The sequence below is a fragment of the Streptomyces inhibens genome (genome assembly GCF_003389455.1).
Taxonomy (GTDB): domain Bacteria; phylum Actinomycetota; class Actinomycetes; order Streptomycetales; family Streptomycetaceae; genus Streptomyces; species Streptomyces inhibens.
The window spans coordinates 1-16,340 of record NZ_QUAC01000445.1 but is presented as its reverse complement, the minus strand read 5'-3'; the positions used below and the strand labels follow the sequence as shown (position 1 = coordinate 16,340).

The following is a 16,340-nucleotide window of genomic DNA, read 5'->3' as shown; positions in this document are numbered from 1 at the left end:
GTGGCACCGCCGGCACCCGGACCGCCGAGGGCGAGCGCGCCGCCCACCGCCCCGCGGACGAAGCCGCGCCGTGTGCTGCCGGCGTCGCCCGTTGCGTGCGCGCCGTCGCCGCTGCCCGCTCCTGCGCCGTTGCCTTCGCCCGTGCCGGTACTGTCCATGTCCTGAGCCCCCACTTACCGTCGGTAACGATGCATGTCAGGCGCAGGAGCGTAGAAGGGCCGCCCGACGCAGGGAAGGCGGACGGCTCACCGTCCGTACATTGGCGCGAAAGCGTCCTCGGCGTGCCACGCTGGAACTGTCCGGCAGTCGACGTACGGCGAGAGGCCAGTGCCATGAACGCTCAGGTGGAACCGCTCAGCGACAAGGAGATCGAGGACCGCCTCGCGGAGCTGCCCGGCTGGTCCGCCGAGGGCGAGCTGCTGCGCCGCAGCTACGCCTTCCACGGGCACTTCCCGGCCGCCGCCATGGTCATCCACATTGCCCAGATCCAGGAGGAGTTGGGGCACCACGCCGACCTGACCCTGGGCTACAACCGGCTCGCCGTCGCGGTGAACACCCACAGCATCGGCGGCCGGATCACCCACCTCGACTTCGGCCTCGCCCGCCGTATCGAGGACATCGCCCCGGCCCACGGCGCCCGCTGACCACACGCGAGCCGCCACCGGCCCGGCGGGGACATCAGTCGCCGACGCGCGGCTTCACCACCCGTCCCGCACGCGCCAGCTCCACATTGAACTGGGCACCGGACAGCAGCGACAGATGGGAGAACCACAGCCAGATCAGGAACACCACCGGCCCCGCGAGCGAGCCGTACAGCCGGTTGAAGGTGCCCACGTACGAGGCGTAGAGCGCAAAGCCCGCGGACGACACCAGCCACAGCAGCACCGCGACCACCCCACCGGGCGCCGCCCGCCGCACCCCACGGGAACTCGGCGGCCCGGAACGGAACAGCACCATCGCCAGCACCGTGGCCAGGAGCAGCAACAACGGCCACTTCAGCAGATTCCAGGTCGCCTCGCCCGCCTCGCCGAGCCCCACCGCCCGGCCCAGCGCGGTCGCGATCGGCCCGCTGACCAGCAGCGCCACCGCACTGCTGATCAGCAGCGCCATCAGCAGCAGCGCCGTCACGAGAATGCGCGGCGCCTTCCGCCACGGCGGCCGGTCGTCCTTCGTACGGTGCATGGCGTGCAGCGCCCGGCGGAACACCGCCAGATAGCTGCACGACGACCACAGCGCACTGACCAGCGCGCCGCCCACCACCACCCACGCGGCGGTGCGCTGGTGCGCCATGCTGAGCAGCGCACGGTGCACGGTCGGGCCCGACTGGGCCGGGGCGATCGAGCTGATCTGGTTGATGAGTTGTTCGGTGGCCGCCGGGTCGGCGAGACCGATCAGCGACACCGTGACGATCAGCGACGGCAGCAGCGCCAGCACGGAGTAGTATGTCAGGCTCGCCGCCCAGTCCGTCACATCGTCGTGCCACACGGACAGTGGCGTACGGCGCAGCGCGGTGCGGACCTGCGCCCAGGTCGGCACGGCCGGCTGCCTCGGCCCGACCGCCCCGAGCGCCCGGTCCAGCAGCGTACGGTCCAGCCCACGGCGCATATCGCTCCCGCCCATGTCGTATCCGTCCTCTCGCTCGATCCGTCTGCATCATCCCCTGGCGGAGCGACCACCGACGACCAGGAGCCCGGCCGCGGCCGGCCCCGTCCGGTGACCGTCCAGGGCCCCGCCCGCTATTCCAGCCCGCGCGCCCGCCGGAACCGCACCAGCCCGTCCGCCAGGTCCACCAGCGGCTCCGGATAGTCGTACGCCGCGCGCTCCGGCCCCGTCAGCCGCCACGGCTGATGCACCGCCGCGCCCGCGAGGCCTGCCAACTCCGGTACCCAGCGCCGCACATAGTCGCCGTGCGGATCGAACCGCCGGGCCTGGACGAGCGGATTGAGCACCCGGTTGGGCCGGGTATCGGTGCCGGTGCCCGCCATCCACTGCCAGTTGAGCTGGTTGTCGGCCAGATCGCCGTCCACCAGCAGATCCAGGAAGTGCCGCGCACCCACCCGCCAGTCCATATACAGCGTCTTGGTCAGAAAACTCGCCACCAGCATCCGGGCCCGGTTGTGCATCCACCCCTCGTGCAGCAGCTGCCGCATCGCCGCATCGATCACCGGAAAGCCGGTACGGCCCTCCTTCCACGCCGCCACCTCGGCGCTGTCCTGCCGCCAGCGGTCGCCCCTGGTGCGGTAGTCGGCGCGCGCCGCGTCCGGGCGGGCGGCCAGCACCTGGTGATGGAAGTCCCGCCAGGCCAGCTGCCGTACGAACGCCTCGGCGCCGGCGCCCGTCCGGCCGGCCGCCTTGTGCACCAGCTCCACCGGCGAAAGACACCCGAAGTGCAGATACGGGGACAGCCGCGAGGTGGCATCGCCCGGCAGATCGTCCTGCCGGTCCTGGTAATCGGCCATCCCCGACCGCTGCCACGCCCCGAACCGGCGGCGCCCCGCCCGCTCGCCGCCCTCCGGCAGCACGGGCGACGGCTTCCCGCCGGGGCACAGCACCGCCGCCGACGGCACGTCCTTGGAACGCACCCCCGCCGGAACCGGTACGGACCGCGGCGCGGGCAGCACCGGCCGCAGCCCTGCGGCCTGCCACCGCCGGAAGTACGGGGTGAAGACCGCGAAGTGGTCCTTGTCCGCGCCGGAGGGCAGCAGCGCGCCCGGCGGCACCGCCGTGATCACCGCATCGTGGACGACCAGCGCCCGCCCCGCCGCCGCCAGCCCGTCGCCCAACCGCCGCTCCCTGCGCAGCGCATAGCCGCTCACCCCGGCCGCGAGATGCACCTGCCCGGCCCCGGTCTCCGCGGCCACCCGACAGGTCTCCGCGACCACGTCCCCCGTACGGATGACCAGGCAACCGCCCCGTTCACGCAGTCCCGCGTCGAGATCCGCCAGCGCACCGGCCAGGAACGCGGCCCGGTTGGGCACCATGAACCCGGCGTCCGCGATCCCCGAATCGACCACGAACAGCGGCACCACGCGCGCCGCGGAGCGCAGCGCGGCATGCAGCACCGGCTGATCGTGCAGCCGGAGATCGGAGCTGAACAGACAGATCGCGGCTTCCATGACCTACGTCTACACCGAACCCGGGCGCCGCGAGCGCACGGTGGCACCGCGCCCGTCAGGCGAACGGCAGCCCCCGCCACGGCGAGGCCGGGTCCTGGGTGAGGACCCGGTGGAGGTGCACGGTCTCCGCGTACTGCGGCCCGAACCAGCCGTTGTCGAACGCCAGCAGTCGGCCCAGCGCATAGCCCGCGGCGAACTCCTCCCATGAGCCGTACGCCTCCCTGGCCCGCGCGCCGGCCTGCGCCACGGCCTGCTCGGCCTGTTGCGGCGCGCACAGCCGGGCGCCCAGACCCCAGCGGACGAGCGCGACGGCATGTGCGTAATCCAGGGCGACCAGGGACACCACCCGGCCGTCCGTGGGCAGCAGACCGTCGGTTCGGAACCGCTCCTCGTACGTGGTCACCAGCTCCGGGACCGCGGGCGCGTCCGCGGCTTCCCCGGAGCCGGCCGCCTCCGGCGCCTCTTCCTTGTCCGCCGTGTCCCGGCCGCGGGCCCGTGCGCGCAGCGCCGACTCCGTATCGGCCGGGACGAACTGCCCACTGAGCAGCTGGTCCAGACGCTGCTGCCAAGTGGCCGGGTCGGCCACCGACCACTGCTCGCGCAGGGTCTGCGCGTCCGACGCGTGGTCGAGGAAAGCCGTACCGAGTTCGTTCCACGGCAGACTGTGGTGCACCGCGAGCGGCGCACCACACGCCAGCCCCTGGGCGACGGGGCCGTGCAGCGGACCGCCGAAGTGTGTGACCAGCAGCCCGCCGGGCCGCACTTCGACCTGGGCGCGGATCCGCAGCCAGCCGGCGCGGTGCGCGGGCGTCGCGGCCAGATACGCGGCGCACGGCGTCCCGGGGTTGACCGCGAGCCGCCACTTGTCGTTCGGCCAGTCCTGCGCCAGCTCCTCGACCGACACCCGGTCGAAGAACTGCTGCGGCTGCCACGGCGGCAGCATCCCGCGCGTCACGACGGGAATGCACTTACCGCCGGTCGCCGGGTCGTCGTAAACGGGCAGCGGGTCCGGACCCTGCTGCGGTACCGCCAGATACAGATCCTCACCGGCGATCGCCGCGACCTGTCCGTCCAAGTCACCACGCGCCGTCGCTTCGCACAGCCGCCGCTCGGTATCCGTCGGCGGCATCCATCCCGGAGTAGCCACGAGCCAAGACCCTACGGTCCGTCCTTCTCCCGCCAGAAGCTGGGGTTGCCGGATCCGCAACAAAGATTGCCCCCCGCGCCACCCCTGACGGAGGCTCGATCCATGACCACTCACGACCGCCCCGGACACGGGCACAGCCACCACAACCACACCCACGACAACGCGCACCTGGACTGGGCGGAGCTCGGCCCGCTCCTCGAACAGGGCGCCGAGCTGCACACCCCGCTCTACGAACAGGCCGCGGCCTGGCTGCGCGAACTGCTCACCGGCGCAGCCGGCTCCCGGCCCGACGGCGTGCGCCGGGTGCTCGACATCGGCAGCGGACCGGGCGTCGTCACCGGCCTGCTGGCCCGCGCCTTCCCCGACGCCGAGGTGGTCGCGGTGGATGCGACCGAGCCGCTCCTGGAACGGACCCGCGCCCGCGCCGCCCGCCTCAAACTCGGCGACCGGATCCACACCCACCTCGCCGAACTCCCGGACGGGCTCGACGCCCTCGGCGGCGCCGACCTCATCTGGTCGAGCAAGGCCCTGCACCACGTCGGCGACCAGCGCGCCGCGGTCGCCGCCCTCGCCGGCCGTCTGCGGCCCGGCGGACTTCTCGCCATCTCCGAGGGCGGCCTCGCCCCCCGCTATCTGCCGCGCGACATCGGCATCGGCCGCCCGGGGCTGCAGTCCCGGCTCGACGCGGTCACCGAGGAGTGGTTTACCGAGATGCGCAGGGCGCTGCCCGGCTCGGCCGACGACATCGAGGACTGGCCCGCCTTCCTCGCCGACGCCGGCCTGCGCACCCCGCGCTCGCGCAGCTTCCTGCTGGACCTTCCGGCGCCGCTGTCCGCCGAGGCACGGGCCTATGTCCGCACCAGCCTGACCCGCGGCATCGACGTGTACAGCGACCACCTCGACGAGGACGACCTCACCACCCTCGCCCGCCTCACCGATCCCCATGACGCCGCCGGGATCACCCGCCGGCCCGACGCCTTTCTGCTGTCGGCGCAGACCGTGCACACCGCTCGTGCCCAGTAACCGCCGGCCACCGGCGGCTGTCAGCCCTGACTCATCGGCTTCGGGTTGATCACGGCGAAGGTCGCGCCCTGCGGGTCGGTCACCACGGCCATCCGGCCGGCGATCATGTCGAAGGGCTGCTGGAGCGCGGCGCCGCCGGCCGCGGTCACCTTCTCGACCGTCTCGTCGGTGTCCGCCACCGAGAAGTACACCAGCCAGTGCGAGGGGGTGTCGGGCGGCATCTGCTCGGACATCGGCTGCATACCGCCCACCGCGTGGTCGTTCACCTTGAGCGCGTAGTAGTTCTCGGCGCCTTCCAGGGCGGCGCTCTCGACGCCGAAGGCAGCCCGGTAGAAGGCGGAGGCGGCGGACCGGTCGGTGGTGTTGAGCTCGTTCCAGATCAGCGCACCGTGCTCGTTGACGATGCCGGCGCCGGGGAAGTCCACGGCCTGCCAGACGCCGAACACCGCTCCGGTGGGGTCGGCCGCGATGCACATCCGCCCGAGCGTCATCACGTCCATGACGGGCATCAGGAGCGTGCCGCCGGCATCGCTCACCGCCTGGGAGGTGGCATCCGCATCGGCGGCCGCCAGATAGGTGGTCCATACGGTCGGCGGCGCGGGCTGGCCGCCCATCGGGACCGCGGCCATGATGCCGGCCACCGGTTTGCCGTTCAGATGGCACACGGCGTACCCGCCGGTCTCCGGGGGGCCGACCTCTCCGGTCCACCCGAAGACGCTGGAGTAGAAGTCGATGGCGCCCTGCTGGTCGGGGGCCGCGAGGTCGACCCAACAGGGGGTTCCGGGCCGGTAGGCAGAAGTGACGTCAGGCATCGTGGCCTCCTGGGGAGCACCCCCCATGCCCTTGAGGCATCGGGGAGGAACAGGGCGGAGCGAAACAGAGCGTCCGCGCCCCTGTCGGTGCTCCGCAGCGGCCACCGCACGCTCACCCTCCACACTTCCTGCCGTCCGCCGAGCCCGCCACTCGGGTGGGCCGCGCCCCGTACGCCATGGCGCCGCCCGGACCAGCCGGGCGGCGCCGTACGGGGTGACGGTCAGGCCATGTCGAAGGTGGCCGGGTCCGGGCCGAGGCGGTTGCCGGAGTCCAGGCCGGCGAGGGTGGCGAGATCCGCGTCGTCCAGCGTGAAGTCGAAGACGTCGATGTTCTCGGCGATGCGCGAGGGGGTGACGGACTTCGGGATGACGACATTGCCGATCTGGAGGTGCCAGCGCAGCACCACCTGGGCGGGCGTCTTGCCGTGCTGGGCGGCGAGCCGGGCGATCGTCGGGTCCTCCAGCAGACCCCTGCCCTGGCCGAGCGGCGACCAGGCCTCGGTGACGATGTGGTGCCGGGCGTGGAAGGCGCGGGACTCGGCCTGCTGGAACTGCGGGTGCAGTTCGATCTGGTTGACGGCCGGGACGACGGATGTCTCGCCGAGCAGCCGCTCCAGGTGCGCGGGCAGGAAGTTGGAGACACCGATGGCCTTGGCGCGGCCGTCCGCGTAGATCTTCTCGACGGCCTTGTACGTGTCGACGTACAGGTCCTTGGAGGGCAGCGGCCAGTGGATCAGGTAGAGGTCCACATGGTCGAGGCCGAGCTTGGTCAGGGAGGCGTCGAAGCCGCGCAGCGTGGAGTCGTAGCCCTGCTCGGAATTCCAGAGCTTGGTCGTGACGAACAGCTCGTCACGGGCGATGCCGGAAGCGGCGAGTGCCCTGCCCGTGCCCGCTTCGTTGCCGTAGATCGCCGCGGTGTCGATGCTGCGGTAACCGGCCTCCAGGGCCTGGCCGACGACGGTGAACGCCTGGTCGTCCTCGACCTGCCAGACGCCGAAGCCGAGCTGGGGCATCGCGATGCCGTTGTTGAGCGCGAGGGAAGGAACCTTGATCACGGGGAATCGGTCCTTACGTCGACTTTCGTGTTCTGGGATGTCAACGATCATCCGACGTCGCGCATTCCCGTGCATGTCGATGCGCTGAGGAAAATGCGGAGCGTTCCTGTGTGCGTGCCGCGGCGGTGAGTTCGCAGAGTGTGAACGCGCCGCCGCACAGCACCACGAGCCCGGCGCAGAGTTCCAGGGCGCCGACCAGCCCCGGGAGCCCGCCGGGGACCGCGGACGCGCCGGGGGAGAGGCCGTCGGTCACCGCCTGGCCCAGCCACAGCGTGCCGCCCAGGGCGAACGCAGAGGCGCTGCCGACCCAGGCCAGGGCGAGCGGGATACGCACCGGGAGCCGGGGCCGCAGGCGGGGGAACAGCAGGAGCAGTATCCCGGCGGCGCCGAGCAGAGTGAGCAGGCCCTGGGACCAGTCAGAGGCGGAGCTGATGACGGTGCGGGCCGCCACCTCGGCCGCTTCCGTGCCCAGCGTCGAACCCGCGCCCCACAGGACGTGGACGGTGCCGAGCGTGGCGAGCAGCACCGCGGCGGGCGCCAGGAAGATCCGTTGCAGCGCCCGGGTGCCGGTGTCCGGAAGCGCGCCCAGCGGGCGGCGCAGCAGCCCGCCCCAGCGCTGGTGCGCGTACACCGCGAAGGCACCGAGCAGTGTGCCGCCCTCGATGATGAAGCCGCCGTAGACGACGCCGATGACCCAGGGCGCGAGGAAGTCGCCGCGGGACATCGGGTTGTCGGCGCCCGTGACGAGGGCGGCGAGGCTGCCGCCCACCACGCCCGTGATCAGCGGGACGAGCAGCCCGGACGCCATCCACAGTGGAAAGGACAGCAGCCAGGCCGGGGCGCGGCGGCCGGCCGGGCGGGTGAGGGTGTGCGCCACCACCGCCGCGATCGCATCCAGGAGGAAGGTGAAGGCATTGGCCGCGACCCATACGGCGCGGCTGATGCGATGGGTGTCGACGACGCCGATGTCGAAGCCCAGCACCCACAGCAGCTTGAGGGTGAGGTACGGCGCGCAGGCGAGGACCGCGATCCGGCCGAGAACGGTGAGGCGGCGAGAGTTCATGACCCGGAGTCTGGTCGGCGCCGGACCCTTGGACGTCGGACCTGCAGCCGATCCGCCTCCGCCGTACGGGGGAGGGCGCGGCCCGGCCAAGGCCGCTCCCGTCCGCCCCTCACGCCTTGTACAGCGCGTCCACCTCGACCGAATACGCCGTCTCGATCGCCTTGCGCTTGAGCTTCAGCGACGGCGTCAGCAGCCCGTGCTCCTCGCTGAACTGGTTGGCCAGTATCCGGAACGTACGGATCGACTCGGCCTGTGAGACCAGTGTGTTGGCCGCGACGACGGCGCGCCGGATCTCGGTCTCCAGGTCCGGGTCGCGCACCAGGTCGGTCGGCGGCAACTCCGGCTTGCCGCGCATGGCCAGCCAGTGCGCGACCGCTTCCGGGTCCAGGGTCACCAGCGCGGCGATGAACGGCCGGTCGTTGCCGACGACGATGCACTGGGCGACCAGCGGATGCGCCCGTACCCGCTCCTCCAGGGACACCGGGGAGACCGTCTTGCCACCGGAGGTGACCAGGACTTCCTTCTTCCGGCCGGTGATCGTCAGATAGCCGTCCTCGTCCAGGGCGCCCAGGTCACCGGTGGCGAACCAGCCGTCGTGCAGTACGGCATCGGTCGCCTTGGGATCGTTGTGGTAGCCGTGGAAGATCTGGCCGCCGTACAGCCAGATCTCGCCGTCCTCCGCGATGTGCACGGTGGTGCCGGGGACGGGGGTGCCGACGGTGCCGTAGCGGGTGCGCTCGGGCGGGTTGGCGGTGGCGGCCGCGGTGCTCTCCGTCAGGCCGTAGCCCTCGAAGATCGTCACGCCGGCGCCGGCGAAGAACAGCCCGAGCCGGCGCTCCATCGCCGAGCCGCCGGACATCGCATGCCGCACCCGGCCGCCCATCGCCGCACGGACCTTGCCGTAGACCAGCTTGTCGAAGATCTGGTGCTGCATCCGCAGCGAGGCGCTGGGGCCGGAACCGGTGCCGAACGCCTTGTTCTCCTGCGCCTCGGCGTAGCGGACCGCGATCTCGACGGCCTTGTCGAAGGGGCCCACCTTGCCGTCCGCCTCCGCCCGCCGCCGGGCCGCGGCGAAGACCTTCTCGAAGATGTAGGGCACCGCGAGGATGAAGGTGGGCCGGAAGGACTGGAGGTCGGGCAGGAGCGCACGGGCCGCCAGCTCCGGCTGGTGGGCCAGCTTGACCCGGCCGCGGACCGCGCCGACCTGCACCATCCGCCCGAAGACATGCGCCAGCGGCAGGAACAGCAGCGTGGCCGCCTCGTCGCCGGGCTTCGAGGAGAAGACCGTCTCGTAGCGCATGACGATGTTGTCGGCCTCGGCCATGAAGTTGGCGTGGGTGATCACACAGCCCTTGGGGCGGCCGGTGGTGCCGGAGGTGTAGATGAGCGTCGCGGTGGCGTCCGGGGTGACGGCCATCCGGTGGCGGTGCACCACCTCGTCGTCGATATGCGCACCGGCCGCGGTCAGTTCGGCCACCGGGTCGGCGTCCAGCTGCCACAGCTTGCGCAGCTGCGGAAGCCGGTCGATGACCGAGCCGACGGTCATCGCATGGTCCTCGTGCTCGACCAGGCATGCCGAGGCGCCCGCGTTGTGCAGCATCCAGAAGACCTGCTCGGCCGAGGACGTCGGATACAGCGGTACGGACTGGACACCGATCGACCACAGTGCGAAGTCGAAGAGGGTCCACTCGTAGCGCGTACGGGACATGATGCCGACCCGGTCGCCGAACCGGACACCCTGCGCGAGCAGGCCCTTGGCCAGCGCGATGACCTCGTCCCGGAACTGTCCGGCGGTGACGTCCTGCCAGTTTCCCGCGTCGTCCTTACGCGCCAGCGCAACCCGTCCGGGATCGGTTTCGGCGTTCTCGTAGACGGCGTCAGCGAGCCCGCCGACCCGCGGCGCGGTCGCCAAAGGTGGGACGGTGAACTCGCGCAATGACCCAGCTCCTCGTGGTGTTGCTCACAAGGCCGCGACCGTACCCCAACGGGCCGGCATCCGGCAGGGCGGTACCACGTCCCGGACGCGCTCCCGCGGGAACTGGCCAACCGGAGAAAACGGGTTACTTCGGAGAAGCGTGGACATGATCCGGCCACTTCGCCGCCGGACGATCACGACGCCGGGACCATATCTGCACCAAATCTCTGCATATGACACCGGTTCAGGCCGCGGGTCCGCGGCAGGGCCTCTGACTACGGCAGATGCAGCCGGTCACCGCCCGCGAGGATCGCCTCGGCGAGCGCCTCCGCCGGGCCCCGCGCCGCGCGGTCGCGCTGCCCGTACACCAGGACGAAGTCCACCCCGCCCAGCTCCGGCAGTCCGGCGCGTGGCGGGAGCCGGACCAGACCTGGCGGGATCATGCCCCTGGTATGTGCCATGACGCCCAGACCTGCCCGAGTTGCGGCGATCAGTCCGTTCAGGCTCCCGCTGGTGCAGGCGATCCGCCACTCCCGCCCCTGGTGCTCCAGCGCCTCCAGGGCGCGGGCCCGGGTCAGCGCGGGCGGCGGATAAACGACCAGCGGCACCGGACGCTGCGGATCGAGCCGCAGCCGCTCGGTGCCCACCCACACCAGCCGGTCGCGCCACACCAGCTGCCCGCGCGACTCCTCCGGACGCCGCTTGGCCAGGATGAGATCGAGCCGGCCCGCCGCCAACAGCTCGTGCAGGGTCCCCGACAGCTCGACCGTCAGCTCCAGATCGACCTCGGGATGCTCCCGCCGGAACCCTTCGAGGACCTCCGGCATCCGGGTCAGCACAAAGTCCTCGGAAGCGCCGAAGCGGAGCCGGCCGCGCAGCCGGGTCCCGGCGAAGAAGCTCGCGGCCCGCTCGTTCGCCTCCAGGATCGTGCGCGCGAAGCCGAGCATCGCCTCGCCGTCCTCGGTCAGCTCCACGGCATGGGTGTCCCGGGTGAACAGCCGCCGCCCGGCCGCCTCCTCCAGCTTCCGTACGTGCTGGCTCACGGTCGACTGCCGCAGCCCGAGGCGGTGCGCGGCCTGTGTGAAGCTCAGCGTCTGCGCCACGGTGAGAAAGGTGCGCAGCTGCGCGGGTTCGAACATGGCCGCTCCGTCCTGCCGTCCTGCTGTCTGCGCCGCTCCGTCCGGGCCCTCATCCCCGCCTGATCGCAGCTCGCTCATCGCGATTCGTAATGACAGTCACTACGGTAAGAGGGGTTCCCGATCGCCGGTAGCCAACGGCACTCTGGAGAGGGCACCGTCCATGCCACCGCCCGAGAGCCGCCGAACGACCGAAGAGAGACCATGCGCCGCGCTTTGCCCAAGCTGCCCTCCTGGCTGCCCGTGGACGGCTACATCCTGGCGCTTGTGGGCACCGTCGCCCTGGCCGCGCTGCTGCCCGCCCGCGGACCGGCCGCCACCGTCGCCGACGGCGCCTCCACCGGAGCCGTCGCACTGCTCTGCTTTCTCTACGGCGCCCGGCTCTCCACCCGCGAGGCCTTGGACGGACTGCGCCACTGGCGGCTCCATCTGACCGTCCTGGCCTGCACCTTCGTGCTCTTCCCGGTGCTCGGGCTGGCCGCCCGCGGGCTCGTCCCGTACGTCCTGCCGCCCACCCTCTACACCGGGCTGCTGTTCCTGTGCCTGGTGCCCTCCACGGTCCAGTCGTCGATCGCCTTCACCTCCATCGCCCGCGGCAATGTGGCGGCGGCCATCTGCGCCGGCTCGTTCTCCAGCATCGTCGGCATCGTCGTCACACCACTGCTGGCCGGTCTCGTCCTGCACGGGGACGGCGGCGGCTTCTCGGCCGGCTCGCTGGTCTCGATCGTCTGTCAGCTGCTGCTCCCGTTCGTGGCCGGGCAGCTGCTGCGCCGCTGGGTGGGAGGGTTCATCGCCCGCCACAGGAAGGCCCTCGGCTATGTGGACCGCGGCTCGATACTGCTGGTCGTCTACACGGCCTTCAGCGCCGGTATGGTCCAGGGCATCTGGCACCAGGTCTCCCCGCTGCGGCTGCTGTGCCTGCTGGGGGTGGAGGCGGTGCTGCTCGCGGTGATGCTGACCGCCACCTCGTACGGCGCGAAGAAGCTCGGCTTCGCTCGCGCGGACCGGATCGCGATCACCTTTGCCGGGTCCAAGAAGAGCCTGGCGGCCGGGCTGCCGATGGCCAGTGTCCTCTTCGGCGCCCAGGCCGGGCTCGCGGTGCTGCCGCTGATGCTGTTCCACCAGATGCAGTTGATGGTCTGCGCGGTGCTGGCGAAGCGGTGTGCGGCCCGTGCGGAACCGGAGCCGCGGCGGGAATCTTCTCCCGCCGCGACTGCGGTCGGCGGTTCTACCGACCCGGTCCGCGTACCCGGTCCAGCGACAGCCCCAGCACGATCGGCCCGCTGACCGGCGCATCATCCGTCCGTACGCGGGACAGCTCGGTATCGCTCAGGGCACGCCGGTAGACGCGTACCTCGTCCAGCGCGCCGGTGAACTGGACGCGGCTGTCCGGCTTCTGGCCGAGGTGTACGCCGAAGACCGAACCACGGCTGACCGACCCCGGGACATCGGGGACGACGGTGGTCTCGGTGCCGTCCACGGTGAGCTGCAGCCGGCCGTCGGTGCGGCGCAGCGCCAGATGGTGCCAGCTGCCGTCGTTGTACGCGTCGCCGGTCTCGGCCTGGGCGGTGGCGACCGGTTCGGCGCCGTCGACGGCGGTGACGCGGGCGATGATCCGGCCGTTCCTGGGCTCGCCCTCCAGCGCGACCTGCGGGGTCCTGGTGCCCACGCCGCCCATCCACAGCAGCGGCTGTTCGCCGGTCTTGGCGTCGTAGCGGAACCACAGGCTGCAGGTGAAGTCGTGGGTGCCCAGAGGGAGGGAGGTGCGGAAGGGGAGGCGTACCGCATCGTCCTTGCCGTCGAAGGACAGCGCGTTGCCGAAACGGCCGTCGGTGGTGCGGGCACCGCCGAGGACGAGTGCCGGCCGGGCGCCGGGTGCGGTGTCGCGGGTCGTGGGGTCGGGGGCGCGGCGCGGGCCGAGCCAGTCCTCGGTGAAGCGGGCGAAGCGGATCTCGTCCCGGGCGTCGACCGTGCCGCTCTCGTACATCAGGCCGGTGACGTCGGAGGAGATGGCGACCAGGTCCGAGTAGCCGGACCAGTCGGTGGTGACCCGGGCGCCCCGGTCGACGCCCTCCCAGGTGCGGCCCTCGTCGTAGGAGGAGCGGATGGTCATGGTGCGGCGCCGGTCGGGGTCGGCGGGCGCGGCGAACAGGGTGCGGCTGTGGCCGGCCTGCGGATGCGGCAGGCGCAGCGCCGAGCCCTGCACCATCGGGGTGTAGAGGTCGGGGATGGCGCGGAACGGCGCGGCGAACGAGTTGCCGCCGTCGCGGCTGACCGCGGCGGTGCGGTGGCCCAGGTCGGTGCCGTCCTGTTCGCGGCCGTTGACGTAGAGGGAGTCGTCGGAGCGCTCCAGGAGGGTCATCTCCGAGGGCTTTTGACGGAAGGTGCCATCAGCGGCGATGGGCCAGGTGTCCAGTGCGCCGACCTTCCAGGTGGCGCCGCCGTCGTCGCTGTGGACCAGGGCGGCGTGGTTGGCGGTGACCCGGTTGTCCGCGTAGCTCTCGGAGTTCATGCCGAAGACCAGTCGGCCGGCGTGCCGTCCGTGGGTGAGCTGGATGCCGTGCACGGGCCCGGTGGCGTACCAGGAATTCCACTGCGGGGGACGGATGCTGGGGGTCAGGTCCCGGGGCGGGGACCAGGTCGCGCCGTCGTCGTCGCTGTACTGGAGATGCGGGGTGCGGTCGCAGGGGACAGCGCAGCTGAGGCCGTCGGTGCGGCCCTTGTTGTAGGTCTCGGCGAGCACGATACGGCCGGTGCGGCGGTCCACGATGGGCGCCGGGTTGCCATGGGTGTCCCCGTTGCCGCGGTTGATGACCTGGAGCGGGCCCCAGGTGCGGCCGCCGTCGGTGGAGCGCTTGAGGACGAGGTCGATATCGCCCGCGTCGCCGCAGTCGTGCCGCCGGCCTTCGGCGATGGCGAGGAGGGTGCCGCGCGCGGACTTCACGATGGCCGGTATCCGGAAGCAGAAGTAGCCCTGTTCCTGGGAGGCCTTGAAGAGGATCTGCTGGTCGAATCCGCCGGCGGGGGACGGTGCCGCGGCGGTGGCGGGGCCGCCCGACGCCCGGTCGGGCGCGGCGTGCGCGGGGGCGGTCGTCAGGAGGGCGAGGGCTGTGGCGGTCAGCGCGGCCAGCAGGGCCGTGGCGCGGCGGCGCGGGGGTCTGCTGCGGGGGCTGGGGTGTGCGCGGAGAACTGACGTCATGGTCCGGCCTGCCCTTCGAGGCATCGGCGGTCGGGTCATCAGGACATCCCACGTCCTATGTGCATCCCTGACGGAAGCTACTGCCGCGTGTGGACACGCGACAAGGAGCGTGCGTGGGTTCTCCGCGCCGCAGCCCGAATTCACTCTCCCGGCCCGCAGGGCGCTGCGCCGGGTGCGCCGTGCGCGCTGCCAGGGCCGGGAGTGTCGCGTGCGCCGGGCGCCCCGCATGTGCCGGATGCGCCCGCCGCGTTTCATGGCCGCAGCACCACCTTCCCGAGGTTGGCCCGGGCCTCGATGATCTCGTGCGCCTTCGCGGCCTCGTCCAGCGGCAGTTCGGCATGGACGGCGGCCCGCAGCCGGCCGGATCCGGCCAGCTCCCACAGCTGCGCGCGGTGCTGTGCGTACAGCTCCGGGTGGACCGTGGTGAAGCGCCGCATCGTCAGCCCGGTGATGGTCTTGTCGCCCGCCAGCAGTTCGTACGCCGGGACCGTGCCACCACCGGAGTTGAAGAAGATCAGCCGTCCACCGGGCGCCAGGGCGGCCAGGGCGCCCGGCAGTACCTCGCCGCCGACGCCGTCCAGGACGATATCGACGGGCTCGCCCCAGGACTCCTGGTCGTACGTCACCACCTCGTCGGCCCCGAGCCCGTGGAGGAACTCCGCCTTGTCGGCCGAGCTGACGGCCGCGACCACACGCGGCACCCCCTGGAGCTTGGCCAGTTGGACGGCGAGATGACCGGTGCCGCTGGCCGCACCGGTGATCAGTACGGACTCGGTGCCCTGCGGCGCGGCGGTGCTGAGCGCGGCGAGCGCGACATGCCCGCTGCGCACCAGTGCCACCGCCTCCACGGCGCTCGCCCGGTCCGGTATCCGGCTCGCCAGGAAGGCGGGCGCGAGGGCGAGTTCGGTGTACGAGCCGGTCAGGGTGAGCGAGGTGACGCGGTCGCCGACGGCGAAGCCGGTGACGTCCGGGCCGAGCGCGACGACCTCGCCGGCGATCTCACCGCCGGGCATCGCGGGCAGCGGATCGCCGCCGCCCTTGCCGTCGCCGCGCACCCGCCGCACACACGGCAGCGTGACGCCGATCGCCTCCGTGCGCACCAGCAGTTCACCGGGGCCGGGCACCGGCGCCTCGGCCTCCTCGACGCGCAGGACTTCCGGGCCGCCATAGGTATGGAATCGGACGCGGCGCATGGGCGGGCACCTCCAGGTTCGCCGATCGGTTCGCACCGAGTGGGCTGGGCTTCATTGGGTCCCCCAACGATAACCACAAACCATTGGGGCTGCCAATGGTTTTTCGTTGGGTTCTCCAATGGATTTCTCGGTACGGTGGTCCCATGGCCGAAACCCCGTACGCCCCCAGCCGTATCCGCGCGCTCCCCAGCTGGCTGCTGGGCCGCGCCGCCGCCCGTGGCCACCGGCTCGTCGCCGACGCCCTCGCCGCCGAGGGCATGCGGATGATGCATCACGCCGTCCTGTCGGGCGTTGCCGAACTCGGCCCTCTCTCCCAGGCCGAGCTCGGCCGGACGTTGGGCATCGACCCCAAGGACATGGTCGCGATCGTCAACGACCTGCAGAAGGATGGGCTGGTGACCCGCACCCCCGACCCCAAGGACCGGCGCAAGAACGCCATCGAGATCTCCGCCGACGGCCGGCGGCGGCTGCGCCGCACCCAGCAGCTCGGCGACGAGGCCAACGCGGAGCTGACCGCGGCGCTGACCCCCGACGAGCGTGAGCAGCTGATCGCCCTGCTCACCCGGATCGCGCTGCCAGTGGAGTGACCCACGGACCGGCGGGGACCGGCCGGCGCAGGGGGCGCACCCCGCCGGCCGGTCCGCCGGCCCGTGCGGCGGGCGCATGGCCTCCGCCCGTGGC

At 72.0% G+C, this 16,340-nt stretch carries 14 protein-coding genes; 4 read left to right on the top strand and 10 right to left on the bottom strand.

Annotated elements, in window-relative coordinates; all coding sequences use genetic code 11:
* Window positions 1–332: 332 nt before the first annotated feature.
* A complete protein-coding gene (locus DY245_RS38510) occupies window positions 333–644 on the top strand; it encodes a 4a-hydroxytetrahydrobiopterin dehydratase (RefSeq protein ID WP_128511752.1) in 312 nt (103 codons plus the stop codon).
* 34 nt (window positions 645–678) lie between these two features.
* Here DY245_RS38510 and DY245_RS38505 read toward each other — a convergent pair whose 3' ends face one another.
* From DY245_RS38505 to DY245_RS38495, 3 genes are all read right to left on the bottom strand, one after another.
* Complete coding sequence (locus tag DY245_RS38505; protein WP_128511751.1) at window positions 679–1,620, bottom strand: YihY/virulence factor BrkB family protein; 942 nt, start codon at window positions 1,618–1,620, stop codon at window positions 679–681.
* Between the two features lie 116 nt (window positions 1,621–1,736).
* Window positions 1,737–3,116, bottom strand: coding sequence for a cryptochrome/photolyase family protein (locus DY245_RS38500; protein WP_128511750.1), 1,380 nt, complete (start codon window positions 3,114–3,116; stop codon window positions 1,737–1,739).
* Window positions 3,117–3,171: 55 nt separating this feature from the next.
* Window positions 3,172–4,245 (bottom strand): DUF1266 domain-containing protein, encoded by a 1,074-nt coding sequence (locus tag DY245_RS38495; RefSeq protein WP_128511749.1) that lies wholly within the window; start codon window positions 4,243–4,245, stop codon window positions 3,172–3,174.
* 120 nt (window positions 4,246–4,365) lie between these two features.
* Between DY245_RS38495 and DY245_RS38490 the strand changes: the two genes are divergently transcribed.
* Entirely contained in the window at window positions 4,366–5,286 is a 921-nt protein-coding gene (locus DY245_RS38490) for a class I SAM-dependent methyltransferase (RefSeq protein WP_128511748.1), read from the top strand.
* A gap of 20 nt (window positions 5,287–5,306) precedes the next feature.
* Here the strand turns inward: DY245_RS38490 and DY245_RS38485 are convergent, their stop codons facing one another.
* From DY245_RS38485 to DY245_RS38465, 5 genes are all read right to left on the bottom strand, one after another.
* Window positions 5,307–6,098, bottom strand: a complete 792-nt coding sequence (locus DY245_RS38485; RefSeq protein ID WP_128511747.1) for a VOC family protein — start codon at window positions 6,096–6,098, stop codon at window positions 5,307–5,309.
* 221 nt (window positions 6,099–6,319) lie between these two features.
* Entirely contained in the window at window positions 6,320–7,153 is an 834-nt protein-coding gene (locus DY245_RS38480) for an aldo/keto reductase (RefSeq protein ID WP_128511746.1), read from the bottom strand.
* A 40-nt stretch (window positions 7,154–7,193) separates the two neighbouring features.
* Window positions 7,194–8,216 carry a hypothetical protein gene (locus DY245_RS38475; RefSeq protein ID WP_181924052.1) on the bottom strand — a complete coding sequence of 341 codons (1,023 nt, stop codon included), beginning with the start codon at window positions 8,214–8,216 and terminating at the stop codon, window positions 7,194–7,196.
* A 109-nt stretch (window positions 8,217–8,325) separates the two neighbouring features.
* The gene (locus DY245_RS38470; RefSeq protein ID WP_181924051.1) at window positions 8,326–10,152 is read right to left on the bottom strand and encodes an AMP-dependent synthetase/ligase; all 1,827 of its coding nucleotides are present in this window, start codon (window positions 10,150–10,152) and stop codon (window positions 8,326–8,328) included.
* Window positions 10,153–10,406: 254 nt separating this feature from the next.
* Window positions 10,407–11,270, bottom strand: a complete 864-nt coding sequence (locus DY245_RS38465; RefSeq protein WP_128511745.1) for a LysR family transcriptional regulator — start codon at window positions 11,268–11,270, stop codon at window positions 10,407–10,409.
* A gap of 201 nt (window positions 11,271–11,471) precedes the next feature.
* Here DY245_RS38465 and DY245_RS38460 point away from each other — a divergent pair, with 201 nt between their 5' ends.
* A complete protein-coding gene (locus DY245_RS38460) occupies window positions 11,472–12,554 on the top strand; it encodes a bile acid:sodium symporter family protein (RefSeq protein ID WP_244943525.1) in 1,083 nt (360 codons plus the stop codon).
* Here DY245_RS38460 and DY245_RS38455 read toward each other — a convergent pair.
* The gene (locus DY245_RS38455; protein WP_128511744.1) at window positions 12,496–14,466 is read right to left on the bottom strand and encodes a sialidase family protein; all 1,971 of its coding nucleotides are present in this window, start codon (window positions 14,464–14,466) and stop codon (window positions 12,496–12,498) included. The two genes, DY245_RS38460 and DY245_RS38455, sit on opposite strands and share 59 nt — an antisense overlap.
* Before the next feature lie 251 nt (window positions 14,467–14,717).
* Window positions 14,718–15,659 carry a quinone oxidoreductase family protein gene (locus DY245_RS38450; RefSeq protein WP_128511743.1) on the bottom strand — a complete coding sequence of 314 codons (942 nt, stop codon included), beginning with the start codon at window positions 15,657–15,659 and terminating at the stop codon, window positions 14,718–14,720.
* Between the two features lie 143 nt (window positions 15,660–15,802).
* Between DY245_RS38450 and DY245_RS38445 the strand changes: the two genes are divergently transcribed.
* Window positions 15,803–16,246, top strand: a complete 444-nt coding sequence (locus tag DY245_RS38445) for a MarR family winged helix-turn-helix transcriptional regulator (RefSeq protein WP_128511742.1) — start codon at window positions 15,803–15,805, stop codon at window positions 16,244–16,246.
* Window positions 16,247–16,340: the final 94 nt, after the last annotated feature.

Excerpts from the sequence above, each read along its gene's own strand:
- DY245_RS38500 (WP_128511750.1), bottom strand. The coding sequence starts at position 3,116 with ATGGAAGCCGCGATCTGTCTGTTCAGCTCCGATCTCCGGCTGCACGAT.
- DY245_RS38450 (WP_128511743.1), bottom strand. The coding sequence starts at position 15,659 with ATGCGCCGCGTCCGATTCCATACCTATGGCGGCCCGGAAGTCCTGCGC.
- DY245_RS38495 (WP_128511749.1), bottom strand. The coding sequence starts at position 4,245 with ATGCCGCCGACGGATACCGAGCGGCGGCTGTGCGAAGCGACGGCGCGT.
- DY245_RS38490 (WP_128511748.1), top strand. The coding sequence starts at position 4,366 with ATGACCACTCACGACCGCCCCGGACACGGGCACAGCCACCACAACCAC.
- DY245_RS38510 (WP_128511752.1), top strand. The coding sequence starts at position 333 with ATGAACGCTCAGGTGGAACCGCTCAGCGACAAGGAGATCGAGGACCGC.
- DY245_RS38445 (WP_128511742.1), top strand. The coding sequence starts at position 15,803 with ATGGCCGAAACCCCGTACGCCCCCAGCCGTATCCGCGCGCTCCCCAGC.
- DY245_RS38455 (WP_128511744.1), bottom strand. The coding sequence starts at position 14,466 with ATGACGTCAGTTCTCCGCGCACACCCCAGCCCCCGCAGCAGACCCCCG.
- DY245_RS38505 (WP_128511751.1), bottom strand. The coding sequence starts at position 1,620 with ATGGGCGGGAGCGATATGCGCCGTGGGCTGGACCGTACGCTGCTGGAC.
- DY245_RS38460 (WP_244943525.1), top strand. The coding sequence starts at position 11,472 with ATGCGCCGCGCTTTGCCCAAGCTGCCCTCCTGGCTGCCCGTGGACGGC.
- DY245_RS38475 (WP_181924052.1), bottom strand. The coding sequence starts at position 8,216 with ATGAACTCTCGCCGCCTCACCGTTCTCGGCCGGATCGCGGTCCTCGCC.
- DY245_RS38465 (WP_128511745.1), bottom strand. The coding sequence starts at position 11,270 with ATGTTCGAACCCGCGCAGCTGCGCACCTTTCTCACCGTGGCGCAGACG.
- DY245_RS38485 (WP_128511747.1), bottom strand. The coding sequence starts at position 6,098 with ATGCCTGACGTCACTTCTGCCTACCGGCCCGGAACCCCCTGTTGGGTC.